24 protein-coding genes and 1 tRNA gene are annotated in these 23,019 nt (G+C 72.2%); 10 read left to right on the plus strand and 15 right to left on the minus strand.

Annotated elements, in window-relative coordinates:
• Nucleotides 1-29 precede the first annotated feature (29 nt).
• Nucleotides 30-1,067, plus strand: coding sequence for an FAD-dependent oxidoreductase (locus ACRAKH_RS05765; protein ID WP_380724618.1), 1,038 nt, complete (start codon nucleotides 30-32; stop codon nucleotides 1,065-1,067).
• Here the strand turns inward: ACRAKH_RS05765 and ACRAKH_RS05770 are convergent.
• Nucleotides 1,033-2,316: a styrene monooxygenase/indole monooxygenase family protein gene (locus tag ACRAKH_RS05770; RefSeq protein ID WP_380724619.1), complete on the minus strand. Its 1,284-nt coding sequence runs from the start codon at nucleotides 2,314-2,316 to the stop codon at nucleotides 1,033-1,035. The two genes, ACRAKH_RS05765 and ACRAKH_RS05770, sit on opposite strands and share 35 nt — an antisense overlap.
• Nucleotides 2,317-2,423: 107 nt before the next feature.
• Between ACRAKH_RS05770 and ACRAKH_RS05775 the strand changes: the two genes are divergently transcribed.
• Both ACRAKH_RS05775 and ACRAKH_RS05780 read left to right on the plus strand, forming a co-directional pair.
• Nucleotides 2,424-3,497, plus strand: a complete 1,074-nt coding sequence (locus ACRAKH_RS05775; RefSeq protein WP_380724620.1) for a sensor histidine kinase — start codon at nucleotides 2,424-2,426, stop codon at nucleotides 3,495-3,497.
• Nucleotides 3,488-4,126, plus strand: a complete 639-nt coding sequence (locus tag ACRAKH_RS05780; RefSeq protein WP_380724621.1) for a response regulator transcription factor — start codon at nucleotides 3,488-3,490, stop codon at nucleotides 4,124-4,126. The genes ACRAKH_RS05775 and ACRAKH_RS05780 overlap by 10 nt, the downstream gene beginning before the upstream one ends.
• A gap of 12 nt (nucleotides 4,127-4,138) precedes the next feature.
• Here ACRAKH_RS05780 and ACRAKH_RS05785 read toward each other — a convergent pair whose 3' ends face one another.
• Together ACRAKH_RS05785 and ACRAKH_RS05790 are read right to left on the minus strand one after the other, a co-directional pair.
• Nucleotides 4,139-4,771 carry a DedA family protein gene (locus ACRAKH_RS05785; RefSeq protein WP_380724622.1) on the minus strand — a complete coding sequence of 211 codons (633 nt, stop codon included), beginning with the start codon at nucleotides 4,769-4,771 and terminating at the stop codon, nucleotides 4,139-4,141.
• A gap of 117 nt (nucleotides 4,772-4,888) precedes the next feature.
• Entirely contained in the window at nucleotides 4,889-5,317 is a 429-nt protein-coding gene (locus tag ACRAKH_RS05790) for an SRPBCC family protein (RefSeq protein WP_447009670.1), read from the minus strand.
• 35 nt (nucleotides 5,318-5,352) lie between these two features.
• Here ACRAKH_RS05790 and ACRAKH_RS05795 point away from each other — a divergent pair, with 35 nt between their 5' ends.
• Both ACRAKH_RS05795 and ACRAKH_RS05800 read left to right on the plus strand, forming a co-directional pair.
• Entirely contained in the window at nucleotides 5,353-5,904 is a 552-nt protein-coding gene (locus ACRAKH_RS05795; protein ID WP_380724624.1) for a TetR/AcrR family transcriptional regulator, read from the plus strand.
• A 234-nt stretch (nucleotides 5,905-6,138) separates the two neighbouring features.
• A complete protein-coding gene (locus ACRAKH_RS05800) occupies nucleotides 6,139-7,104 on the plus strand; it encodes a CobW family GTP-binding protein (RefSeq protein WP_380724625.1) in 966 nt (321 codons plus the stop codon).
• 131 nt (nucleotides 7,105-7,235) lie between these two features.
• Here the strand turns inward: ACRAKH_RS05800 and ACRAKH_RS05805 are convergent.
• Nucleotides 7,236-7,309: transfer RNA gene (locus ACRAKH_RS05805), tRNA-Leu, on the minus strand.
• A complete protein-coding gene (locus ACRAKH_RS05810; RefSeq protein WP_380724626.1) occupies nucleotides 7,300-7,743 on the minus strand; it encodes a hypothetical protein in 444 nt (147 codons plus the stop codon). Before ACRAKH_RS05810 ends, ACRAKH_RS05805 begins: the two co-directional genes overlap by 10 nt.
• 115 nt (nucleotides 7,744-7,858) lie before the next feature.
• Here ACRAKH_RS05810 and ACRAKH_RS05815 point away from each other — a divergent pair, with 115 nt between their 5' ends.
• Entirely contained in the window at nucleotides 7,859-8,080 is a 222-nt protein-coding gene (locus tag ACRAKH_RS05815) for a DUF3618 domain-containing protein (protein ID WP_380724627.1), read from the plus strand.
• A gap of 39 nt (nucleotides 8,081-8,119) precedes the next feature.
• Here ACRAKH_RS05815 and ACRAKH_RS05820 read toward each other — a convergent pair whose 3' ends face one another.
• From ACRAKH_RS05820 to ACRAKH_RS05830, 3 genes are all read right to left on the minus strand, one after another.
• Nucleotides 8,120-8,734 carry a TetR/AcrR family transcriptional regulator gene (locus tag ACRAKH_RS05820; protein ID WP_380724628.1) on the minus strand — a complete coding sequence of 205 codons (615 nt, stop codon included), beginning with the start codon at nucleotides 8,732-8,734 and terminating at the stop codon, nucleotides 8,120-8,122.
• A gap of 52 nt (nucleotides 8,735-8,786) precedes the next feature.
• Nucleotides 8,787-9,179 carry a hypothetical protein gene (locus ACRAKH_RS05825; RefSeq protein WP_380724629.1) on the minus strand — a complete coding sequence of 131 codons (393 nt, stop codon included), beginning with the start codon at nucleotides 9,177-9,179 and terminating at the stop codon, nucleotides 8,787-8,789.
• Nucleotides 9,180-9,246: 67 nt separating this feature from the next.
• On the minus strand, nucleotides 9,247-9,702 hold the full coding sequence (locus ACRAKH_RS05830; RefSeq protein ID WP_380724630.1) for a cupin domain-containing protein: 456 nt from the start codon (nucleotides 9,700-9,702) through the stop codon (nucleotides 9,247-9,249).
• A gap of 98 nt (nucleotides 9,703-9,800) precedes the next feature.
• On the opposite strand from ACRAKH_RS05830, the gene ACRAKH_RS05835 reads away from it, so the two are divergent.
• A complete protein-coding gene (locus tag ACRAKH_RS05835; protein ID WP_447009671.1) occupies nucleotides 9,801-10,436 on the plus strand; it encodes a hypothetical protein in 636 nt (211 codons plus the stop codon).
• A 117-nt stretch (nucleotides 10,437-10,553) separates the two neighbouring features.
• Here the strand turns inward: ACRAKH_RS05835 and ACRAKH_RS05840 are convergent, their stop codons facing one another.
• Nucleotides 10,554-11,162, minus strand: a complete 609-nt coding sequence (locus ACRAKH_RS05840; protein ID WP_447009672.1) for a TetR/AcrR family transcriptional regulator — start codon at nucleotides 11,160-11,162, stop codon at nucleotides 10,554-10,556.
• A gap of 73 nt (nucleotides 11,163-11,235) precedes the next feature.
• Between ACRAKH_RS05840 and ACRAKH_RS05845 the strand changes: the two genes are divergently transcribed.
• Complete coding sequence (locus ACRAKH_RS05845) at nucleotides 11,236-12,723, plus strand: flavin-containing monooxygenase (RefSeq protein WP_380729312.1); 1,488 nt, start codon at nucleotides 11,236-11,238, stop codon at nucleotides 12,721-12,723.
• Between the two features lie 135 nt (nucleotides 12,724-12,858).
• Here the strand turns inward: ACRAKH_RS05845 and ACRAKH_RS05850 are convergent, their stop codons facing one another.
• The 5 genes from ACRAKH_RS05850 to ACRAKH_RS05870 form a co-directional block, all read right to left on the minus strand.
• Nucleotides 12,859-13,575 (minus strand): type 1 glutamine amidotransferase, encoded by a 717-nt coding sequence (locus ACRAKH_RS05850; protein ID WP_380729310.1) that lies wholly within the window; start codon nucleotides 13,573-13,575, stop codon nucleotides 12,859-12,861.
• Nucleotides 13,572-14,750 (minus strand): Mur ligase family protein, encoded by a 1,179-nt coding sequence (locus ACRAKH_RS05855; protein WP_380729308.1) that lies wholly within the window; start codon nucleotides 14,748-14,750, stop codon nucleotides 13,572-13,574. The genes ACRAKH_RS05850 and ACRAKH_RS05855 overlap by 4 nt, the downstream gene beginning before the upstream one ends.
• A gap of 113 nt (nucleotides 14,751-14,863) precedes the next feature.
• Nucleotides 14,864-15,346: a helix-turn-helix domain-containing protein gene (locus tag ACRAKH_RS05860; protein ID WP_380729306.1), complete on the minus strand. Its 483-nt coding sequence runs from the start codon at nucleotides 15,344-15,346 to the stop codon at nucleotides 14,864-14,866.
• A gap of 132 nt (nucleotides 15,347-15,478) precedes the next feature.
• Complete coding sequence (locus ACRAKH_RS05865; protein ID WP_380729304.1) at nucleotides 15,479-16,162, minus strand: SanA/YdcF family protein; 684 nt, start codon at nucleotides 16,160-16,162, stop codon at nucleotides 15,479-15,481.
• A 42-nt stretch (nucleotides 16,163-16,204) separates the two neighbouring features.
• A complete protein-coding gene (locus ACRAKH_RS05870) occupies nucleotides 16,205-17,668 on the minus strand; it encodes an LCP family protein (RefSeq protein ID WP_447009673.1) in 1,464 nt (487 codons plus the stop codon).
• Nucleotides 17,669-18,375: 707 nt separating this feature from the next.
• On the opposite strand from ACRAKH_RS05870, the gene ACRAKH_RS05875 reads away from it, so the two are divergent.
• Nucleotides 18,376-21,336 carry a glycine--tRNA ligase gene (locus ACRAKH_RS05875; RefSeq protein WP_380722584.1) on the plus strand — a complete coding sequence of 987 codons (2,961 nt, stop codon included), beginning with the start codon at nucleotides 18,376-18,378 and terminating at the stop codon, nucleotides 21,334-21,336.
• An 89-nt stretch (nucleotides 21,337-21,425) separates the two neighbouring features.
• On the opposite strand, the gene ACRAKH_RS05880 is transcribed toward ACRAKH_RS05875, so the two are convergent.
• Entirely contained in the window at nucleotides 21,426-21,599 is a 174-nt protein-coding gene (locus ACRAKH_RS05880; protein WP_380722517.1) for a hypothetical protein, read from the minus strand.
• A gap of 309 nt (nucleotides 21,600-21,908) precedes the next feature.
• Here ACRAKH_RS05880 and ACRAKH_RS05885 point away from each other — a divergent pair, with 309 nt between their 5' ends.
• On the plus strand, nucleotides 21,909-23,018 hold the full coding sequence (locus tag ACRAKH_RS05885; protein WP_380722519.1) for a sugar ABC transporter substrate-binding protein: 1,110 nt from the start codon (nucleotides 21,909-21,911) through the stop codon (nucleotides 23,016-23,018).
• The last annotated feature ends 1 nt before the right edge of the window (nucleotide 23,019 follow it).

Here is a 23,019-nt window from a genome sequence, read left to right on the forward strand (position 1 = left end):
CCGGAGGTGGCGCGCGCGTTGATCGCGGTATGGACGTGGTGGTCATCGGGGCAGGTCAGGCGGGCTTGTCCGCGGCCTACTTCCTCAGCCGGGCGAACCTCGACCACGTCGTGCTGGACGCCGGCGACGGTCCGGGCGGCGCGTGGCGGCACCGCTGGCCGACCTTGCGGATGGCCACCGTCCACGGCATCCACGACCTGCCGGGCATGCCGTTCGCCGAGCCGGACCCGACCGCGCCCGCGAACGAGGTGCTGCCCGCCTACTTCGCCGACTTCGAGCGCCGCAACGGCATCGCGGTGGAACGCCCGGTGCGCGTGCGCGCCGTCCGGGACGTCGGCGGCCTGCTGCGCGTCGAGACCGACCGGGGCGCCTGGGAGGCGCACGCCCTGGTCAACGCCACCGGCACGTGGACGCGGCCGTTCTGGCCCCGCTACCCGGGTCAGGAGCTGTTCGGCGGCCGCCAGTTGCACTCGTCGCAGTACCGCGGTCCGGAGGAGTTCGCCGGGCAGCACGTCGTCGTGGTCGGCGGCGGCACGTCGGCCGTCCAGCAGCTGCTGGAGATCGCGGAGCACGCCACCACGACGTGGGCGACGCGCCGCGAGCCGGAGTTCTCCGACGAGCCGTTCACGCCGGAGGTGGGCCGGGCCGCGGTCGCGAAGGTGGAGGAACGCGTCCGCGAGGGCCTGCCGCCCCGCAGCGTGGTCAGCGTGACCGGCCTGAGCCTCACCCCGCCCGTCCGCGCGGCCCTGCGGACCGGCGTGCTCGACCGCAGGCCGGTGTTCGAGCGGATCACCGAGGACGGCGTGGTGTGGCCCGACGGCCGGCACGAGCGCGTCGACGCGATCCTCTGGGCGACGGGCTTCCGCGCCGCCCTCGACCACCTCGCACCGCTGCGCCTGCGCGCGCCCGGCGGCGGCATCCGGCTCGACGGCACCAGGGTCGTTGCCGACCCGCGCGTCCACCTCGTCGGCTACGGCCCGTCCGCCAGCACGGTCGGCGCGACGCGGGCGGGCCGTGCGGCGGCGAGGGAGATCAGGTCGTCGCTGTCCCGCCGACAGGCCGCCTGAACAGCTTCTGCGAGAGCAGCCCGGCGCCGACGCCGAGCTTGTACCGCAGCACGTCGAGCCGGCCGACGTCGCGCCGCGCCAGGAACTCCCGCGTGGCCGTCTCCTCGAAGAACCACGGGAACAGCGAGGACGGGTCGTTGAACCCCTCCCACAGCTGCTCGGCGATGTCCTCTCGGCGTGACGCGGCCAGCATGACCTCCTTCTGCGCGTCGGTCAGCGGCGCGAGCAAGCCGTTGGAGAAGTCGCTGGCGTAGTGCCCGCGCTCCCACCACCGGTCGAACCGCTCGGTCAGCCACGACGCGGTGAACGGCCCGCCGTGCCGGGTCAGCTCGTCGGCGAAGAACCGGGCCATCCGGGTGGCGTTGTTCGCGCCCTGCCCGGCCAGCGGGTCGTTCAGCACGACGGCGTCGCCGAGGCCGAGGACGTGCCGGCCGGACGGCAGCACGCCGACCGGTTTGCGCACCACCGGCGTGATCTCGCCCTTGATCCACGTCACGGGGCTGGTCGGGCGCGCGGGCCGCAGGAACGCCGACTCGTGCGGCAGCAGCTCGTCCACGATGCCCTTGAGCACGTCCAGGCCCTCGTCGGCCGAGGTCACGTCGCCGAACCGGTCCGCCTTGCCGCCCGGCGCGACCTCGACCACGATGCTGCGCGACTCGCCGGCGTCCTTGTCGTGGAAGGGAATCCAGAACACCTCGATCGTGCCCGGCAGGAACGAGAACACGCCTTCCCGGTGCTCGGGCCGGGCCGCCAGGTCGTACCCGTGCACGTTGATCATGAACAGCTTGCGCTGCGGCGCGGTGTGCACCGACCGCGCGTCGTCCCGCTCGAACAGGCCCCGCAGCGACTTGTGCCCCGCCGTGACGACCACCAGGTCGTGCGACGCGGCCAGCCGGTCGAGGTCGTCGAGGCCCACCGTGCCGATCACCACCTCGGCGCCGCGGGCTTCGACTTCCCGCAGGCCGGAGGAGAACTTCAACCGCTGGTCGACGGCCAGCGCGGGCTTGCGCAGGGGCGCGTCGACCGAGAACGCCACCGCGCCGTCGTCTGTGAACAGGTCGAGGTGGATGCGGCGCATCCGGGACGCCTCGGGCCAGAAGTCCAGCCCCAGCTCGGCCTCGTATTCGACCTGGTCGCCGAAGAGGCAGGCGGTGGGCCTGCCCCGGTCGCCCAAGTGGTCCTCCGGCGTCCGGTCGGAGTAGAGCGACACCCGCCAACCGGCGCGCAACAGCGCCGCCGACAACACCACACCCGCTTGACCTGCGCCAACGACCGCGATTCTGCCCACGCACTGATCCTTGGCAAACAGGGGCGCGCAAGCCAATAGCACAAACGGGTTCGGCTAGCCTCGACCGGGTGCACAGGGGGTTGCGCGTGGTCGTCGGGCTGGTGCTCGGCTGCGCGTCGGCGTTGCTGGATTTGCTCGTCGTGGTGTTCGCCCGCCGGGCCGCCGTCGCGGTCGCCGGGCTCGAACGGCGGCGGCTGCGGGCGTTCCTCGGGGTGGACAGCGCGGAGCCGACGCGGGCGCAGGCCGTGCGGTACCTGGCGGTCCGCGCGCCGGTCGGGCTGTTCGGCGGGTTCGTGCTGGCCTGGCTGTTCTACGGGCTGGCGATGGGCCTCGTGGTGCTGCACCGGCTCGTCACCGGCGGACCCGGCACGGGCCTCGACTGGTCCGACGACTGGACGAACTTCGCGTGGACCGCGCTGGTCGGCGTCGTGCTGCTCTACATCGAGGTGCAGGGCATCATCGGCGTGGTCGCGCTGGAGGGGAAGGTCGCCCGCCGCCGGCTGGGCCCGAGCGAGGCCGAGCGGCTGCGCCTGCGCATCGACGAGCTCGCCGCGAGCCGGGCGGGCATCGTGGCCGCCGTGGACGCCGAGCGCCGCCGCATCGAGCGCGACCTGCACGACGGCGTGCAGCAGCGGCTCGTCGCGCTGGGCATGCTGCTCGGCCGCGCCCGCCGCAACCCCGACCACGCGGACGCGCTGCTCGCCCAGGCGCACGAGGAGTCCCGGCACGTGTTGGAGGACCTGCGCGAGGTCGCCTGGCGGGTGTACCCGGCGGCGCTGGACTCGCTGGGCCTGGCCGACGCGCTGGAGGCGGTGGCCGACCGGTCCGCCATCCCGGTGCGCATCGCCTGCCCGCCGCTGCGCACCGAGCCGCAGGTGGAGACCGCCGTGTACTTCGTGGTGTGCGAGGCGGTGACCAACGCGGCCAAGCACTCGGGTGCGACCATGATCCGCGTGGACATCACCGAGGACGACGGCGCGGTGCGCGTGCGGGTCGCCGACGACGGCGTCGGGGGAGCGGACCCCGCGGGCGGCGGGCTGGCCGGCCTGTCCCGGCGGGTGCTCGCGCTGGACGGCGCGTTCGACGTGGCCAGCCCGCCCGGCGGTCCCACGGTGATCACCGCGGAGGTCCCGTGCGGGTGATCCTGGCCGAGGACTCGACGTTGCTGCGGGAAGGGCTCGTGCGGCTGCTGGTCGAGGAGGGGCACGACGTGCTCGCGGCCGTGGGCGACGCGGAGGCGCTGCTCTCCGCGGTGGCCGCGCACCGGCCGGACGTCGTGGTGACGGACGTGCGGATGCCGCCGACGAACTCCGACGAGGGCTTGAAGGCCGCGTTGGAGATCCGCCGGCGGTTCCCCGAGGTCGGTGTGCTGGTGCTGTCGCAGTACGTGGAGCAGCGCTACGCCGTCGACCTGCTCACCGAGCACGCCGACGGCGTCGGCTACCTGCTGAAGGACCGCGTGGTCGAGGTCGAGGAGTTCCTCGACGCGCTGCGCCGGGTCGGCGAGGGCGACGTCGCGTTCGACCCCGAGGTGGTGCGGCGGCTCCTGGCCCGCACCAGCCACCCGCTGGACGTGCTGACCGAGCGGGAGCGCCAGGTGCTGGCGTTGATGGCCGAGGGCCGCACGAACAACGCCGTCGCGGCCCGGCTGCACGTGTCGCGCAGCGCGGTGGAGAAGCACATCAACTCGATCTTCGACAAGCTCCGGCTGTCCGATGTGGACGGCTACAGCCGGCGTGTGCTGGCGATCCTGCGCTACCTGCGTTCCTGAGCGCTCGACGGGCTAGCGGCGGGCGCGGGAGTCCTCGTCCCGGTCGGACTTCTTCCTGCCGACCCGGGAGACCACGAACCAGCCGAGGGCGAGCACGACGATCCCCAGCACGACCTTCGACACGATCCCCAGGTACTGCTCCACCAGGTGGTAGTTCTCGCCGAGCACGTACCCGGCGAGGATCAGCGCGGAGTTCCAGATCAGGCTGCCCGCGGCCGTGAGCAGCAGGAACCCGGGCAACGGCATGCGCTCCACGCCCGCCGGGATCGAGATCAGGCTGCGGAAGATCGGCACCATGCGGCCGAAGAACACGGTCGCCTTGCCGTGCCGGGCGAACCACTCCTCGGAACGGTCCACATCGGACACCTTGACCAGCGGCATCCGCTGCGCGATCGCCCTGATCCGGTCACGGCCCATCAGCGCGCCGACGTAGTAGAGCACGGTCGCGCCGACGACCGACCCCGTCGTGGTCCACAGGATCGCGGCGACGAGGCTCATCCGGCCCTGGCTCGCGGTGAACCCGGCCAGCGGCAGGAACAGCTCGCTGGGCAGAGGCGGGAACAGGTTCTCCAGCGCGATCGCGATCCCGGCGCCGGGCGCGCCGAGAGCTTCCATCAGGTCGGTGACCCACTTGACGACATCCATGATCCTGAAGTTACGAACGCGCCGCGTCCGCCACCATGAAGCCGACCGCACACCGGGGTGTGGAAAACCCCAGTGCGCCCCCGTGCGGACCCCCGGTCGAGAACCCCGTGCCGAACCTCAGTGTCCGGTCCGCTGCACCGCGTACGCGGCCAACCCCTTGGCGTACCGCGTGATCACGGCTTGGAGCACCAGGCGGTAGAGCCACCCCGTGCCGGGCACCTTCGGCGTGAACGACGAGTGCCAGCGGATGGCGGTCCCGTCGCCGTCCGGCGCGAGGTCGATGAAAGCCTGGTAGTCGCGAATGGCGAGACCCGACAGGAGGACGTAGCCCACCCGCCGGTTCGGCGTCAGCTCGACGACCTCCTCCCTCGTGAGGGCCTTGCGGCCTTTGTTGTGGAATACCCGGATCTCGCCGACCCCACTCGCGTCACCCGCGCGTTCCTGTTCGTGCCGCACCACCGGCGACCACCGCGTCCACGTCGAGCTGTCCGCGGCCAGGCGGTAGACGCGGTCCGGTGGGGCGTCGCTGCGGACGCGCACGTCCACTCTCTGTACCATGTGGTACATGTACCATCCGGTACATGGTGGAACAAGGGTCGCCCCGGGACCGGCTGCTCGCGGCCGTCGTCGCGCACCTCGGGGAGCACGGTCTGGGCGACCTGAGCCTGCGCCGGCTGGCGGACGCCGTCGGCACGAGCCACCGGATGCTCCTGTACCACTTCGGCTCGATGGAGGGCCTGCTCGTCGCGGTCGTGCGGGCGGTCGAGGCGAAGCAGCGGGCGCTGCTGGCGTCCCTGCCGGTGGACGACCCGGCGGAGGCCGCGCGGGCGTTCTGGCGCGTGCTGACCGACCCGGCGCTGCGGGCGCACGAACGCCTGTTCTTCGAGCTGTACGGGCAGGCCGCGCAGGGACGTCCCGGCACGACGGCCCTGCTGGACGGCATCGTCTCCGACTGGATCGAGCCGGTGGCCGCCGTCGAACGGGCGCGCGGGCACCCACCTGACGTCGCCGCCGCCCGCGCCCGCCTCGGCCTGGCCGTCGCACGGGGCCTGCTGCTCGACCTCGTCGCCACCGACGACGTCGCCGGCGTCGACGCGGCAATGGAGGAGTTCATCGCCCTGATGACGCGCTGACCAGGTTGCGCGTGATCGCCTGCACGTGATCAGCCGCGCTGACCCGACCGCGCTGACCCGACCGCGCTGATCCGACCGCGCTGACCCGACCGCGCTGACCCGACCGCGCTGACCCGACCGCGCTGACCCGACCGCGCTGACCCGACCGCGCTGACCCGACCGCGCGCGATCAGCCGCGTGGGCCCGGGTGCTTGGGGCCGGCTGCGTGGGAACGGCTGCGTAAGATCGGTCGGCGTGAAGCGGATCCCGGTGATCGTGGTGGCGGGTTTCCTCGGCTCCGGCAAGACGACGCTGCTCAACCACCTGCTCGGCGGCAGCCGCGGCACCCGCGTGGGCGTGGTGGTCAACGACTTCGGCGCGATCGGCATCGACGCGATGAGCGTGGCCGGGCAGGTCGACTCCACGGTGTCGCTGAGCAACGGGTGCCTGTGCTGCGCGATCGACGTGAGCGAGCTGGACGCCATGCTCGCCAAGCTCGCCCCGGTCGTGGACGTGATCGTGATCGAGGCGAGCGGGCTGGCCGAGCCGCAGGCGATGGCGCGGATGGTGCTGGCGAGCGAGAACCCGCGGCTGGCCTACGGCGGGCTCGTGCTGCTGGTCGACGCGGCCGAGTTCCCCGACGACCTGGCCAAGCACCTGCGCGTCGCGGACCTGGTGGTGCTGAACAAGGTGGACCGCGTCGGCGACGCGTCGGCGTTGGCGGCGGAGGTCGACCGGCTCAAGCCGGGCGTGCCAGTGGTGCCCGCGTCGTTCGGGCGCGTCGACCCGTCGTTGCTGTTCGACCCCCGGCCGCGCGCGGAGTTCGGGCAGCTGTCGTTCGAGGACCTGCTGGAAGACGACGGCCACGAGCACGACCACGTGCGCTACGAGAGCGTGGAGTTCGTCGCCGACGCCCTGAACCCGCTGCGGCTCATGGCGTTCCTCGACGAACGACCCAAGGGCCTCTACCGGATCAAGGGGTTCGTGCGGTTCGACGTGCCGGGGCACCGGCAGCGGTTCGGCCTGCACACCGTGGGCGCGTTCCTGCGGTTCGAGCGCTCGGCGTGGCCCGCGTCCGGCCCGCGCCGCACCGAGCTCGTGCTGATCGACACGGGCCTGGACACCGCCGCGATCCGGGCCGCGCTGGAGGACTGCGTCGAGCCGGACCCCGCGTCGGTCGACCCGCGGTCGATGCTGGAAGTGCTGCGCTACACCGCTTAGGGCCGCACGGCCCGACGCTGCACGGCCCGACGCTGCACGGCCCAGGGCGACACGGCCTGCGATGACACGGCCTGGCGCGACACGGCTTGGGAGGCGCCCTCGGCGACAGCGCCGAGGGCCACCGGGCGACGTGGGCTCGGAGAGACTCGAACTCTCACTGGCACGGACCTAAACCGTGTGCCTCTGCCAATTGGGCTACGAGCCCGTCGTCACCAGCTTATCCGCAGGCTTCAGCAGGCTGATGCCGAGGGACACCACGCCCGCGGCCAGGCTCAACCCGCCGATGTACAGCAGCACGATCAGGCCGTTGGCCTTGGTCGCGCCCTCACCCAGCGCGGACAGGAAGAAGCCGGACGGCATGAAGATCGCGGCGATCGGCACGCCGAGCCGCGCCACCCAGCCGAGCGTGCCGCGCACGTTCGCCGCGTCGGCGTACAGCAGGCACACGAGGCTGAGGATCAGGAGGACGCCGGCGTGGGCGTGACCGGCGCGGAAGAACGACTGCTGGAACTCGGTCAGTTCGATCTCGCCCTGAACCACGGTGGTCATGAAGCGACCACCGAACTCGACGCCGACGAGGCTCAGCAACAGGATGCCCGCCAGGCGGCGGGAGGCGAGGGACAACGGGATGGCGGCCATGACGCTCCTCCACAGGAATTGAAACAGCGTTATGAAACCATTGACCGCCCGGTCAGGTCAACGGTGATCCGCCGTCTCAACTACGGTTGTGGCCAGACCGCAGCTAGGAGGAGATGTGGCCCGCGATCCCGACACCATCCAGCGCGAGATCGAGCAGGCTCGCAACGCGCTGGCCGTGACCCTGGACGAGCTGGGGACCAGGGCGAACCCCCAGCGCTTCGTCGAGTCCGGCAAGGAGAGCGTGCGCGCGAAGCTCGACGAACCCAAGATCCGGTACTCGCTGATCGCGGTGGCCGTGCTCGTCGGGTTCGCCTTGCTGCGCAAGCTGTTCAGGTGACCTGCTCGGCGATCCGGTCCTCGTGACCCGGTTCGGCGGCTACTGCCCCTTGGCGACGAGGGGCAGTAGCACCTGGTCCACCACGCGGTCCACGAACGGCAGGTCCAGCGGGTCGCCGGTGAGCATCAACCGGTAGATCAGGGCCGCGCCCGCGATCTCGACGGCCATGCCGCGCGGCGCGTCCTCGCGCAGCTCGCCGCGTTCCGAGGCCCGGTCCAGGATGCGCCGCAGCACGTCGCGCTGCGCGGTCAGGAACGTGCCGCGGAACGCCGAGGCCAGTTCCGGCTCGTGCGGCAGCTCGCCGACCAGCGCCTGCGCCGCCTTGCCGATCGGCCCGGACAGGAACGCGGCGAAGGCGCTCAGGAACTCGCGCAGGTCGCCGGCCAGGGAACCGGTGTCCGGCTCGGCCAGGTTCTGCTGCGCGAGCTGCGTGCACGTGTCGATCACGAGGTCGAGCTTCGACTCCCACCGCCGGTAGATGGTGGCCTTGCCGGCCCGGGCGCGCGCGGCGACGGCGTCCATGGTGAGCGCCCGGTAACCGACCTCGGCCATCACCTCCAGCGCCGCCTGGCGCAGCGCGTCGTCCCGGCTGGCGTCCCTCGGTCTGCCCCGCTGAGGGGACCGTGCCGCCCCGCTGTACACCGGTGTGGCCATCTGTGTGCTCCTGTCGCCTTTGGCCGGACATCCTAGGCCGCGGCGTTCGGCCTCAGGCTTTGATCACCTGGTCGTGAGTGGTGCTCGCTTCGGCTGTGCCGGCCTGCGCCGCCGGCACGGCACCCGCGGTCGCGCCCACCGCGACCCCTGTCTTGGTATTCGCCGTGGAGTGGCCGGCGTTAGCAGCGGGTTTCCCGGCGGGCGGCGCGAGCCCCGCGCGGGTGTGCAGGTACGCCACCGAGAACGCGAACGCGTCACCGTCCAGCAGGTGCACCACGGCCCGGTCGCGCCCCACCGCCAGCTCGTCCACCAGCTGGTCGGCCGCCAGCCGGGCGGCGATCAGGCCCGGCGCCGTCGCGTCGAGCTCCTTGTCGTCGGCGCGCACGGTGATCGCCCAGTCGTCCCCGTGGCGCCGGTAGTTGGCGGTGATCGTGAGAGTCGGCATGCCTCGCCTTCCGTCGGTCCTCCCCCAATCTGACCGGCGATTCGGCTCGAATACGTCGTCTGTCCCTCTAACGAGTGGGTGACCACGCGGAGGTGTCGAAGTCGGCCCGGAGCGCGTCGAGCTCGGCCGCGGTCGCCCGGCGCCCGGCGGCGACCATGCGGGACACCTCGCGGAAGAAGTCCTCGTAACCCGCCGGGGTGAAAATCATGAGGCACTTGGCGGGCTGCCCGGTGGCGTTGCGGAACCCGTGCGGGGTACCGCGGGGCACGGCGAGCGCGCCGCCCGCGTCGATCACCTCGGGACCGCTCGCGGTGTCGAACGTGATCGCCCCGTCGAGCACCACGAAGTCCTCTTCGTGGCTGTGGTGCACGTGCGGGGCCGCGCCGAGGGCCCCGGGGTCGAGGGTCAGCTCCACCACCGCGAGTCGGCCGCCCGTGTCGCCGCCGGCCAGCCGGACGCGGTAGCTGCCACCCACCGCCGGCAGCTCCTCGACGTCACCTGATCGGCGTACCCCGAAAGTCATACACGGACGGTACCCGTTTGGTAACGGGCAGCTGCCACGGTTCGATAGGCCATTCGGAGCAATCGAGTCCGGTACGGGAGGTCCTGATGAGTCGTCGTATGACCGCTGCGGTGTGCCTGGCGTTCGCGTTGGTGGTGCCGCCGGGGGTGGCGCTGGCCGCGCCGTGGCCGGTGCCGCCGCCCGGTGTCCCCGGCGCGGTGGACGTGCCGGGCCTGCCCGACCTGCCCGACGTCCCCGGTGTTCCGGGCGGCCGGGGCGACCAGGGCCGGGGTGACGTGTGCAAGCACCGCGGCGAACCGCCGTGCCACACCACGACGACCACGAAGCCGACCTACCCGACGACCACGTCGTCCACCGGGGCCACCACGACCACGACGGACCTGTCCGGCACGTCCGCGACGTCCACCACGACCACCACCACCGGCGTCTCCGGCACCACGGCCACGTCGACGACCACGGGCGCCTCCGGCACGTCCACTTCGACGCCCGGCACCTCGGCCACGTCCACCACGGGCGCGTCCACGACCACCACCAAGGTCGGCGGCACGACGAGCAGCGCGCCGGTCGGCACCACCGCGCCCGGCGGCGCGCGCCCCGGCCCGCGTCCGCCGGCGCCCACGGCCCACGCGCTGGCCGACACCGGCGTCACGCCGCTGTGGACCGGTCTGGGCGGCCTCGCCGTGCTGCTCGCCGGCACCGTGCTGCTCCTGGTCACCCGCCGCCGGCGCGCCTGACACCGGCGCGCCTGACACCGGCGCGCCTGACACCGGCGCGCCTGACACCGGCGCGCCTGACACCGGCACGCCTGACACCGGCACGCCTGACACCGGCACGCCAGTCCTCGGTGGACCTCAGGTCGTGAGCCGGCTCGCCACGCCGCGCCACACCACGTCCATCACGTACCGGGTCGCGAGCGCGGGCCCCACGTCGGGCCTGCGCTCGCACCACAGCGCCAACCGCTCGGTCGAGCCGACCACGATCTCCGCGAACGCCTCGGCCTCGACCGGCGACACGTCGGAGTCGAAGCTCCCGATGACGGCCGCGATCAGGTCGGTCTGCTGCCGCCGGATGCCCTCGACCTCCTCGACGGCCGACGGCACGGTGATCGCCGCCTCCTGCCGCAGCAGCGACCACGACTGCTTGTGCTCGGCGATGAACTCGAAGAACGCCATCAGGCCGCGCCGCAGCACGTCCTCCGGCCCGTCCGCGCCGGTGATCGCCTGCTGCGTGCGGTCGAGCAGCTCCGTGCGCGCCCGGTGGATGCACCCGATGAGCAGGCCCTCCTTGGAGCCGAAGTACTCGTAGAGCATGGGCTTGGAGACGCCGACGCGTTCGGCGATCTCGTCCATCGACGCCGCCAGGTACCCGCGCTCGGCGAACACGCCCTCGGCGATGTCGAGCATCTGCGCCTTGCGCTGGGCCTTCGGCATGCGCCGGCGGCGTGGCTCGGTCGTGGTCACAAGTCGAGACTACCGGAGGTAACTTACTTCGAGTAACCTACTGGGGAGTACGTAGCGGAGTGGGAGGACGGGCATGCACCGAGAGGTCAAAGTCCTGGTCGTCGGCACGGGCTTCTCCGGCCTGGGCATGGCGATCGAGCTGAAGCGCACCGGGCAGCACGACTTCGTGGTGCTGGAGAAGGCGGCCGACCTCGGCGGCACCTGGCGGGACAACTCGTACCCCGGCTGCGCCTGCGACGTCCCGTCGCACATGTACTCCTTCTCGTTCGAGCTGAACCCCCGCTGGTCGCGCATGTTCGCCCGCCAGCCGGAGATCTGGGACTACCTGAAGCGGGTGGCCGACAAGTACCGGCTGCGCGAGCACATCCGGTTCAACACCAAGGTCGAGAGCGCCCGCTGGGACGAGGACGACAAGGTCTGGCACGTCACCACCGGCAACGGCGACACGTACGCGGCGAAGTCCGTGGTGGCGGGCGTCGGCGCGCTGCACATCCCGAACATCCCGGACCTGGCGGGCATCGACCGGTTCCGCGGCAAAACCTTCCACTCGGCCGAGTGGGACCACGACTACGACCTCAGGGGCAAGAAGGTCGCCGTGGTCGGCACCGGCGCGAGCGCCATCCAGTTCGTGCCGCGGATCGCCGACGAGGTCGGCGCCCTGACACTGTTCCAGCGCACGCCGCCGTGGATCATGCCCAAGATCGACCGGGCCATCAACACCTGGGAGCAGAAGCTCTTCCGGGCCGTGCCGATCACCCAACGCCTGTACCGGAACTTCGTGTACTGGACCCGCGAGTCGAGCGCGCTCGGCTTCGCCGTCAACCCGAAGATCATGGAGTTCGCGCAGAACATCGCCAAGCGGCACCTGCGCAACCAGGTGCGCGACGAGGCGTTGCGGGCCAAGCTGACGCCCGACTACACGATGGGCTGCAAGCGCGTGCTGATCAGCAACGACTACTACCCGACGCTGAACGAGCCGCACGTGGACGTGGTGACCGACGGCATCGCCGAGGTGCGCGAGAACAGCATCGTGGACCGGGTGGGCGTCGAGCACGAGGTCGACGTGATCATCTACGGCACCGGCTTCCACGTCGTCGACTCGTTCGACTACCTCGACATCACCGGCAAGGGCGGCGTCGACCTGGCCAAGATGTGGCGCGAGAAGGGCATCGAGACCTACTACGGCATCACGGTGTCCGGCTTCCCCAACCTGTTCTTCCTGCTCGGCCCGAACACCGGCCTCGGCCACAACTCCGTCGTGTTCATGATCGAGTCGCAGATCCGGTACGTCCGCCAGTGCCTCGAACTGCTGGACCGCCACCACGCCGACGAGCTGGACGTGCGGCCGGAGGTGCAGGCGCGGTTCAACCGGCAGCTGCACCGCAAGCTGTCCAAGGGCGTGTGGACGGAGGGCGGCTGCAAGAGCTGGTACCTCGACGCCCAGGGCATCAACCGGACCGTCTGGCCGGGCTTCACGTGGCGGTACTGGATGCGCACCAAGACCGTGCGCGCCGAGGACTACACGCTGACGCGCGCCCGCCGGACCCGCGTCCCCGCCTGACGACGAAGAAGCCGCCTGGCCGCGAACCGGCCTGACGACGGCGAACCCGCCGGCCCCGAGTGGTGCGGGCCGGCGGGTTCGCCGTGTACTGAGCCGTGTTCCGAGCCGTGGTGTGCCGCGGTGGGGCGAGGGGCGTCAGAGTGAGACGCCGGCCGCCTTGGCCCGCTCGGCGCGCAGGCGCGTCACGTCGGCCAAGTCGAGCGGCGCGAGCTTCGCGCCGGTCGCCCACTCGATCAGCAGGTCGGCGATCTGCGGGTTGCGCGGCAGCACGGGACCGTGCAGGTACGTGCACAGGATGCGCCCCTGCACCGCGCCCTCCACCGAGCCGTCGTTGCCCGTGCCCACCTTGACGTGGGCCAGCGGCCGGGCGGACGGGCCGAGGACGGTGCGGCCCTGGTGGTTCTCGAAGCCGGTCAGCAGGCCCTCGAACAGCCCGTCGGCCGGGGTCGCGATGACCTCGCCGATGGCCCGGCTGCCGCCCGCGTGGGACGTCGAGTCGATCAGCCCGAGACCGGGGTGGGTCACCTGGTCGGCCCGGGTGAACGACTCGCCGAAGATCTGGATTCCCGCGCACACGCCGAGGATCACCGCGCCGCGGGTCGCCGCGCGCTGCATGCCGGGGTGCTCCCGCAGGTGCCGCACGGCCAACGTCTGCGCGGTGTCCTCGCCGCCTCCGACGACGTAGATGTCGCACGAGTCGGGCACCGGCTCGCCGAAGTTCACGCTGACGATCTCGGCGGGGATGCCCCGCCACGTCATCCGCTTCTCCAGCACGACCGCGTTGCCGAAGTCGCCGTACGTGCCGAGCAGGTCGGGCAGCACGAGCGCGATCTGGACCTTGCTGGTGGTCACTGGGCGGCCCTCGCGTTCAGGTCGCGGAATGCGGTGTAGTTCGCGATCACCTCGACCGCGCCGGGCGGCATGGCGTCGATGGCCTGCAACGGGTCGGGCACGATCGTGTGCTCGACCTCGGCGTAGGTCAGCCGGACCGCCAGGTCCGTCGCGCGCTCGCCGGAGGCGATCACCTGCCGGCCGCGCAGCCGCTCGAACGGCACGTCCCACAGCCACGACAGGTCGCGCCCGTCGGCCTCGTGCGCGTTGATCACGAGCACCGCCGGGTGGTCGGCCTCCCGCACCACGGTCAGCGTCTCGCTCCAGCCCGCCGGGTTCTTCGACAGCAGCAGGCGCGCGCGGTGCCCGGACCGCTGGATCGTCCGGTAGCGGCCGGCCACGTTCGACACGCCCCGCAGGCGTTGCACGGCCTCCTCGACCGGCACGCCGAGCGCGGCCGCGGCGGCCGCGGCCATCACCGCGTTGGCGAGGTTGAACTTGCCGGGCAGGCGCAGCGACAGCTCGACCTTCGCGCCCTCGGGCGTGACCAGGTAGCCGTCGCCGGTGACCCACTGCGGGCGCGGGCGGGCCAGGTCGCAGCCGGTGCACTGCCAGTGCTCGCCCTGCCACCGGATCGGGTCGCCGCAGCGCGGGCACGAGGCCGCGTCGTTGTGCCAGCCCGTGCCGGTCGACACCCACACGACGTTCGCCGAGTCGCGGGCGGCCGACGTGACCATGATGTCGTCGCAGTTGGCCACCACGACACCGGTCACCGACGACAGCGCCGTGCGCAGCGACTTCTCGATGGTGCGCACCTCGCCGACCCGGTCGAGCTGGTCGCGGCTGAGGTTCAGCAGCACCGCCACGGCCGGCGACGCGGCCCGCACGACCTCGGGGAAGTACCCCTCGTCGACCTCCAGCACCGCGTACGGCGCGTCGGGCTGCTTGGACAGCGCGGTCACGTGGCCGTCGGGCATGTTGGCGCCGCCGTGGTTGGTGGCGACCTCGCCCAGGAACGACACGGCGCGGCTGAGCATCATGGTGCTCGTGGTCTTGCCGTTGGTCCCGGTCACGAGCGCGACCGAACGGCCGGACGTCAAGTGGGCCAACGCCTGGGGGTCGAGCCGCAGCGCGACCCGGCCGCCGATCATGCCGCCGGCGCCGAGACCCATCTTCTGCGACAGCTTGGAACTCATGTTGCCCAGTCGCACGGCGGCCGCGGTGCGCAGCGGCAGGCGGGCTGGGTCTGCACCTGGAGTGTTCGGCAAGCGGACTTCCTGCATCGCTGAGGGGAGGGGGTCCCCCGATGCTACCGGGGCCGCTGGGCGTCCAACTCCCGCAGGGTCCGGATCAAGTCCACCGTGCTGAGCTGGCACAACTGGGCCATGTACTCCAGCGCGGGCAGGTCGAGGTGCACCTCGGCCGCCTGACCCGGCACGAGGTGGGCGAGCCGGCCCTGCGCCCAGCGGCGCAGCGGTTGGAGCTGGGGCCGCCCGTCGGCGACGACCGCGGCGAGGTCGACCGACAGGTGCCCGGTCGGCGCGTCACCGAACACGCGTTCGTGCACGCGCGCCAGGACCTGGTGCGCGGGCACGCCCAGCGCGACGCAGATCTCCACCAACCGGACCACCGAGCACTGGCGGGTGCCCAGTTCGTACGTGGCCAGCGTTTGCAGCGAGATTTCGCTCTGCAGCCGGCGGTTGAGCTCCTTGCGGGTCCATCCGCGCTGCTTGCGAAGGCTGCGGAGCTCATCACCGAGCACGCGTTGGTACGTCGCTGTGTCGATCTGCACCGTCAAGTCCTCCAGTCCGCCGGGGCCCCGACAGACCCCACGCAGATGGAAAGCGCGACTCGACCATCGCTTACGCGACTTCCCGGTTTTATCGCCCGATTAGGCTAATCGAGTAGTACCGAAAGTAGAGTTTCAGCGCTCCAAGGCGCTGGTCACGCCGGTCTCGCGGGGGCCGAGGAAGCGCGGGTCGGGCTTCGCCACGAGCCCGTCCCACATCGCCTTGCCCGACGCGACCGCCTCCCGGAAGTGCCCGTAGGCGGTCGTCGCCCGCCACCGCGACGACGTGTCGTGCCCGACGCCGAACGCCTCGATGCCCGCCGACCGGCACAGGGCCACCGCGCAGGGCAGGTGGAACTCCTGCGTCACCACGGTCGCCCGCTCCACGCCGAAGATCCGCTTGGCGCGGGTGCACGAGTCCCACGTGTCCAGCCCCGCGTAGTCGGCCACGACGTCGTCCTCGGGCACGCCTTGGTCGATCAGGTAGGCGCGCATGGCGCTCGGCTCGTCGTAGTCGGTGGTGCTGTTGTCACCGCTGACCAGCAGCACCTCGACCTTGCCCCGCCGGTACAGGTCGGCGGCCACGTCCAGCCGGCCCGCCAGGAACGCCGTCGGCGTGCCCGCCCGCGTCAGGCCCGCGCCGAGCACCAGCGCCACCGGCGCGTCCGGCACGTCCGCCGCCGTGTGCCGGTAGCCGGCGCTGCTCGCCTGCACCCAGACCCACGGCGTGGCCGCGAGCACGGCGAGCAGGCCGAGCGCGACCAGCACCCGCTTCCAGCCCACCCGTTTCCAGCCCAACCGCCTGGCGAAGTCCCCCACGACCTACCCCCACGTTCGACGACAGCGGCTCTGCGGTGACGGTCAGTTGACGCAGCGGACCCCGTCCGCCGTGATGGGAGGGCCGGTGGTGGTCGTCGGGTCCGGCTGCTGCGGCTGCCGCCGCGCGCCGTCCAGGCCGACCAGCGGCTCGCCCGCGAGGTTCTGCGTGCCCGGACCGGAGTAGTCGCCGCCCACGAACACGCGGGCGTGACCGGCCGGGACGTTGTCGTCCTGCTCGATCTCCAGCCCGCCGAGGGCCTCCGACACGGCCTCCGCGCCCGCCTCGCCGTCCACGCCGTACCGGACGACGGACGTGGCGAGGGGCGTGGAGTTGGCGGTGCCGCCGTCGACGAACCCCTTGGTCACCAGCGCTTGCAGCACCCGGCCGGCCAGCCCCGGCACGCCGGAGGCGTTGCGCACCTCGACGGTGACGGTGGAGTTGTCGATCGCGGGGGCCGCGGTGGTCGGCGCGTTCGGGTCGGCGCTGAGGTTCTTGAAGAACTTGCGCACCTCGCGCTCGTTCACCTCGACCGCCATGCCGTCCTCGGGCGTGTTCAGCTCGGGGTTTCCGGTCGGGATGGTCTCGAACTTGAGGTTGCCGCCGGTCAGGTCCTTCATCTGGCTGGCGAACCGCAGCACGTCCCAGCCCTGGTCCAGCACGATGGACTTGGTCAGCGCGTCGATCAGGGAGCTGAGCTTGCCCGGGTCGGACAGGGTGCCGGCGGAGAGGATCTGCTTGGCCAGGCCCGCCATGAACACCTGCTGGCGCACGATCCGGTCGAGGTCGCCGCGCAGCAGCCCGTGCCGCTGCCGGACGAACGCCAGCGCGTCGCGGCCCTGGATCTTCTGCTGACCCGCGGCGAAGTCGGCGCCGGAGAACTCGTCCCGGGTGGCCTGGTTGAGGCACACGTCCACGCCGCCGACGGCCTTGGTGATCTCGTAGAACCCGACCAGGTTGATCTCGGCGTAGTGGTCGACGGTGACGCCGGTCAGGCCCTCGACGGTCTCGATGAGGTTCCGCGCGCCGCGCTGCCGGGACTGCGCCTCGATCTCCTGCGGGTTGGTGACGCCCTTGCGCTCCAGCTCGGCGATCGCGTCGTTCTTGCCGTACCCGTACGCGGAGTTGATCTTGTGCCGGCCGTAGCCGCCGGCGATCGTCACGTACGCGTCGCGCGGGAACGACACCGCGACGGCCTTGCCGCCGTCGTTCGGCACGTGCATCAGGATCAGCGTGTCGGTGTTCAGGCCGCCCGCCGACTCGTCGCCCGCCTGGAGCTCCCGCAGGATCTCCTCGGGCAGCGGGTTGCCCTTGGCGTCGGTGCGGCTGTCCATGCCGACCATGAGGATGTCGACCGAGCCGTCGGCGGGCTTCTCGCCGCCGCCCTGGTCGCCGATCACGTCCGTCGTGGTGAGGCCGCTGGTCAACGACTGGAAGTTCGCCCACGCGTAGCCCGTGCCGAGGAGCACGATCGCGGAGAACAGCGCGAGGACCGAACGGCCGGCCACCGAGCCGCCGCTCGTGCGGCTCGCCGGGGGACGGCGCGGCGGACCCGTGCGGACGGGCGGACGCGGCCGCTGGCCGGAGGACGGTTGGTCGCCGGTCGCGGGGCGACGGCCCGCGGGGGGACGGCCCGCGGCCTCGCCGCCGGCCCTGGCCCTGGCTCCGGGCGTGCCGGGACGGCCCGGCTCACCGGCCCCGGCCCGTTCACCGGCGGGTTCGGGAGCGTTCGCGCGGTCACCCGGCCGGGGAGCGCGGCGCGGGTCCCGGTCACCGGGGCCGGGGACGGCGGGCTCGCCCGCCCTGCCCCGGTCGGGCGCGGGACGGCGCGGCGGCTCGCCGGGCGCCCGGCGTTCACCGGTCGGGGGCCCGGGCGTGCGGCGGGGCGGAGGGTCCAGCCGTTCCCGTGGTTCCGGACGCCGCGGCGGCTCCTGGCCACGCGGCGGCTGACCTGCGGAAGGACTCCGAGGTGGAACAGGTCGCCTGCGGAACCCGTCGGGTTCGCCTGGCCTCGGCGGCCGGTTGTCCACTCCCACTCCTCCCATGTACCCGGGTTCGCCACCAAGGACGCATGACGGTCGGTCCGGGTTGTCATCAGCCTGGCACAGGCTCGGGCCCGGACGTGGTGATACCGCCCGACGGGCGGGCTGACCAGGACGGTTACCCGATTGTGAGGTCACGACCCCGGCGTTCGTAGACTGCCACCGTGCTGACCATGCAGGATGCGCTGCTCGCGCTGACCAGGTACTGGACCGAACGGGGCTGCGTCGTCGTGCAGCCGTACAACACCGAGGTCGGCGCCGGTACGTTGAACCCGGCCACCGTGCTGAGGGTGCTGGGTCCGGAGCCCTGGCGCGTGTCCTACGTCGAGCCCAGCGTGCGGCCCGACGACGCCCGGTACGGCGAGAACCCGAACCGGTTGCAGACCCACACCCAGTTCCAGGTCATCCTCAAGCCCGACCCGGGCGACCCCCAGGAGCTCTACCTGGGCAGCCTCGAAGCGCTCGGCATCGACGTCCGGGCGCACGACGTGCGGTTCGTCGAGGACAACTGGGCCTCGCCCGCCCTCGGCGCGTGGGGCCTCGGCTGGGAGGTGTGGCTGGACGGGCTGGAGATCACCCAGTTCACGTACTTCCAGCAGGCGGGCGGCATGTCGCTGGACCCGGTGTCGGTGGAGGTCACCTACGGCATCGAGCGGATCATGATGGCGCTGCAGGGCGTCGACCACTTCAAGGACATCGCCTACGCGCCAGGCATCTCCTACGGCGAGGCGTTCGGCCAGGCCGAGTACGAGATGAGCCGCTACTACCTGGACGACGCCGACGTCGAGGCGAACAAGCGGCTGTTCGAGGAGTACGCCTCGGAGGCCCGCCGGATGCTCGACGCGCGCCTGCCCGTGCCCGCGCACAACTACGTGCTGAAGTGCTCGCACACGTTCAACGTGCTCGACGCCCGCGGCGCGATCAGCACCACCGAGCGGGCCCGCGCGTTCGGGCGGATGCGCGGCCTGGCCCGCGAGGTCGCCCAGCTGTGGGCCGCCCGCCGCGAGGAGCTGGGCCACCCGCTCGGCATCGCCGAGGCGCCCGCGGCGGCGACCTTGCCGACGACGTTCGCCGAGGTCGGCGAGCCGAGCACGGCGCTGTTCGAGATCGGCACCGAGGAGCTGCCGCCCGCCGAGGTCACCCGGACCGTCGAGGCGGTCGGCAAGGCCGTCGCCGACAAGCTCGGCGCGACCCGGCTGGCGCACGGCGCGGTCGAGGTCCACGGCACGCCGCGCCGAATCGTGGTGCTCGTGCCGGACGTCGCGCCGCGCGAGCCGGACGCCGAGAAGACCGTGCGCGGGCCGCGCGTGTCCGCCGCGTTCGACGCCGACGGCAACCCGACGAAGGCCGTGCAGGGCTTCGCCCGCGGCCAGGGCGTGGACGTGGCCGCGCTGGGCCGCGTCACCGAGAACGGCGTCGAGCACGTCGCCCTCGTGCGCACGGACCCCGGTCGCGGCGCGGTCGAGGTGCTCAGCGGGCTCCTCGGCGAGGTCGTGTCCGAGCTGCGCGCCGAGAAGAACATGAAGTGGAACGACCCGAAGCTGTCGTTCACCCGCCCCATCCGGTGGCTGCTCGCCCTGCTCGGCGGGACGCCGGTGCCGGTCGCGGTGTCCACTCTGGCCGCCGAGCCGAAGACGCGCGTGCACCGCACCGCGGCCACGCCGGTCGTGGAGGTGTCCACGGCGGACGGTTACCTGGAGTTCCTGGCCGGGCACGGGATCGACGCGTCGGCGGAACGCCGCCGTGCGGCCATCGTGGAGCGCGCGGAGGAGCTGGCCGCGTCCGTCGGCGGCGTCGTGGACTTCGACGGCGTGCTGGACGAGGTCACCAACCTGGTCGAGCGGCCGACGCCGATCCTCGGCTCGTTCGAGGAGCGCTACCTGGAGCTGCCCGCGCAGATCCTCACCACGGTGATGCGCAAGCACCAGCGGTACCTGCCGGTGCGCGCCGCGGACGGCTCGCTGCTGCCGCACTTCGTGGCCGTCGCGAACGGCGAGGTGGACGTCGACCTGGTCCGCGCGGGCAACGAGGCCGTGCTGCGCGCCCGGTACGAGGACGCCGCGTTCTTCTGGCGCGCCGACCTGCGCACGCCGTTGGCGGACATGAAGGCAGGGCTGGAGAAGCTGACGTTCGCCGACAAGCTCGGCTCGATGGCCGACCGCGCGGGCCGGATCGCGGCGCTCGCGGGACGGCTCGCCGATGTGGTCGGCGCGGCCGACGACACCCTGGCGCGGGCGGGCGAGCTGGCCAAGTTCGACCTCGGCTCGCAGATGGTGATCGAGCTGTCCAGCCTGGCCGGCGTGATGGCCCGCGAGTACGCCGAGCGGGCGGGGGAGACGCCGGAGGTCGCGCGGGCGCTGTGGGAGATGGAGCTGCCGCGCTCGGCGGGCGACGCGCTGCCGTCGTCCACGCCCGGCGCGCTGCTGTCCCTGGCCGACCGGTTCGACCTGCTGGCCGGGCTGTTCGGCATCGGGGCCAACCCGACCGGCAGCTCCGACCCGTTCGGGCTGCGGCGGGCGGCGCTGGGCGCGGTGAGCGTGCTGCGCGCGTTCCCCGGGCTGAAGGGCATCACGCTGACCAGGGCGTTGTCGCTGGCGGCGCAGGAGGTGGGCGCGCAGGGGCTCGACGTGTCGGCGGACGCGCTGGACGCGGCCCGCGAGTTCGCCGTGCGGCGGTACGAGCAGCAGCTGCTGGACGCCGGGCACGACCACCGGTTCGTCAACGCCGTGCTGCCGCTCGCCGACGCGCCGGCCGTTGCCGACACGACGTTGACCGAGCTGACGGAGCTGGCCGGGAACCCGGACTTCGCCGCGCTGGTCGCCGCGTTGCAGCGGGTGCGGCGGATCGTGCCCGCCGACACCGCGGGCGACTACGACCCGCAGGCGCTCGTGGAGCCCGCCGAGGTGGCGTTGCACAAGGCCGTGGCGGACGTGCCGGCGGGCGTGACGGGCCTGGCCGCGTTCGCCGCCGCCGCGTCCGGGCTGACCACGCCGGTGAACACGTTCTTCGACGAGGTGCTGGTCATGGCCGAGGACGCGGACGTGCGGCGGGCCCGGCTGGGGCTGCTGGCGGCGATCCGCGACCTGGCCGCGCCGGTCCTCGACTGGCAGGCGCTGGGCACCGCGCTCGGCTGAGCGGGCCGCGCGGCCGGGTTCCCGCCCGGTCGCGCGCACGCGAAAATCCCCGCCCACCGGTTCACCGGGGAGCGGGGATTTTCGGCTGACTACATGTCGCGGTTGTCCTGCAGGTCGTCCGACGGGGCCTGCGCGAACGACTGCGAACTGCCGGCGGCGACGGTGTGGTCCGGCGTGGCCTGTTCGGCGGCGGCCGGTCCGGCGCCCAGGGCGAGCAGTGCCGCGGCGGCCGCGGCCACCAGCGCTGCGGGGATGATTCTCACGCTGCTTCTCCTCACACACCTCTGCCATGGTTCGGCAGGCGACACCTTCGCACATAAATCGCTTGAACGGGTAGCCCTCTTTCGCACGTGCCGCATCCGTAGCCGAGTGGGTGCGGAGGGTGATTAGGGCCCGGGTAACGGTTCGACCAGCGTGTTCGATGTTCCGGGAGGTCACCCGACCGAATGACGCGGACCATTTGGAGCTGCGGGGTTGCTACGTCTTGACGAACCCGCCGCCCGAGGGATGGAATTCCGCAACATTCCGTTTTTCCGCTGTAGACGTCGATGTGCCGCGCAAGGGGTTGGCGAATGCGAAGGCTACCCAGAGCCGTGTCCTGCGGCCTGCTCGTCCTGCTGGTCGCCTCCTGCGGGACACCGGTGGACCCGCTGGCCCCGCCGACGGGCAGCCGGGCCCCGAAACCGGTGGTCGGCGTGATCCTCCCGGACCGCGAGTCGTCAGCCCGGTGGGACGAGCAGGACGCGCCGCTCCTCTTGCAGGCGTTGAACTTCGCGGGCGTCGACGGCGTGGTCGAGAACGCCGACGGCGACGAGGCGAAGTTCGCGAGCATCGCCGACCAGATGATCGCCGACCGCGTCGCGGTGCTCATGACGACGCCGCTGAGCCCCGAGGGCGGCGCCGAGGTCGAGCGCAAGGCGAAGGCCGCGAACATCCCCGTCATCAACTACGACCGGATCAGCCTCGGCGGCGCGGCCGACTACTACGTCTCGTTCGACAACCTCAACGTGGGCGAGTTGCAGGCCGAAGGTCTGCTGAAGTGCCTGGGCGACCGGCCGGGCGCGCGGATCATCGAGCTCCAGGGCGCGCCGACGGACAACAACGCGACCCTGTTCTTCGACGGCCAGCGCCGCAAGCTCGGCCCGAAGTACGACACCGGCGCGCTGAAGCTGGTGGACAGCCGGCCGGTGGAGAAGTGGGACCCGGTGCTCGGGCGGGCCGCGTTCGAGCAGATGCTCGCCGCCAACGGCGGTCAGGTGGACGGCGTCGTCGCCGCGAACGACGGCCTGGCCGGCGCGGCGATCGAGGTGCTGAAGTCCAAGGGCCTGGCGGGCAAGGTGCCGGTGACCGGTCAGGACGCCACGGTCGAGGGCCTGCGGGCGATCCTGCGCGGCGACCAGTGCATGACGGTCTACAAGCCGATCCGGGACGAGGCCGAGGCGGCGGCGCGGCTGGCCATCGCGGTGGCCAAGGGCGACCTCAGCGGGGCCGACGACCTGGCCACCGGCAACACCCGCGACCTCGTCTCGAAGCGGGACGTGAAGTCCGTGCTGCTCGGCGCGGACCTGATCACCCGGGACAAGGTCCGGGCGCTGGTGGCGGAGAGCGTCGTCAAGCCGGTGGACCTGTGCGCCGGCGACGTCGCGGACGACTGCGCCGAGCTGGGCATCCTGGTGAACTGAG

The sequence above is a fragment of the Saccharothrix hoggarensis genome (assembly GCF_052936025.1).

What these genes read in the sequence shown, in the direction of transcription:
- ACRAKH_RS05765 (WP_380724618.1), top strand. Translation starts at nt 30, where the DNA reads ATGGACGTGGTGGTCATCGGGGCAGGTCAGGCGGGCTTGTCCGCGGCC.
- ACRAKH_RS05785 (WP_380724622.1), bottom strand. Translation starts at nt 4,771, where the DNA reads ATGGATGTCGTCAAGTGGGTCACCGACCTGATGGAAGCTCTCGGCGCG.
- ACRAKH_RS05795 (WP_380724624.1), top strand. Translation starts at nt 5,353, where the DNA reads ATGGTGGAACAAGGGTCGCCCCGGGACCGGCTGCTCGCGGCCGTCGTC.
- ACRAKH_RS05810 (WP_380724626.1), bottom strand. Translation starts at nt 7,743, where the DNA reads ATGGCCGCCATCCCGTTGTCCCTCGCCTCCCGCCGCCTGGCGGGCATC.
- ACRAKH_RS05820 (WP_380724628.1), bottom strand. Translation starts at nt 8,734, where the DNA reads ATGGCCACACCGGTGTACAGCGGGGCGGCACGGTCCCCTCAGCGGGGC.
- ACRAKH_RS05825 (WP_380724629.1), bottom strand. Translation starts at nt 9,179, where the DNA reads ATGCCGACTCTCACGATCACCGCCAACTACCGGCGCCACGGGGACGAC.
- ACRAKH_RS05830 (WP_380724630.1), bottom strand. Translation starts at nt 9,702, where the DNA reads ATGACTTTCGGGGTACGCCGATCAGGTGACGTCGAGGAGCTGCCGGCG.
- ACRAKH_RS05835 (WP_447009671.1), top strand. Translation starts at nt 9,801, where the DNA reads ATGACCGCTGCGGTGTGCCTGGCGTTCGCGTTGGTGGTGCCGCCGGGG.
- ACRAKH_RS05845 (WP_380729312.1), top strand. Translation starts at nt 11,236, where the DNA reads ATGCACCGAGAGGTCAAAGTCCTGGTCGTCGGCACGGGCTTCTCCGGC.
- ACRAKH_RS05855 (WP_380729308.1), bottom strand. Translation starts at nt 14,750, where the DNA reads ATGAGTTCCAAGCTGTCGCAGAAGATGGGTCTCGGCGCCGGCGGCATG.
- ACRAKH_RS05875 (WP_380722584.1), top strand. Translation starts at nt 18,376, where the DNA reads ATGCAGGATGCGCTGCTCGCGCTGACCAGGTACTGGACCGAACGGGGC.
- ACRAKH_RS05885 (WP_380722519.1), top strand. Translation starts at nt 21,909, where the DNA reads ATGCGAAGGCTACCCAGAGCCGTGTCCTGCGGCCTGCTCGTCCTGCTG.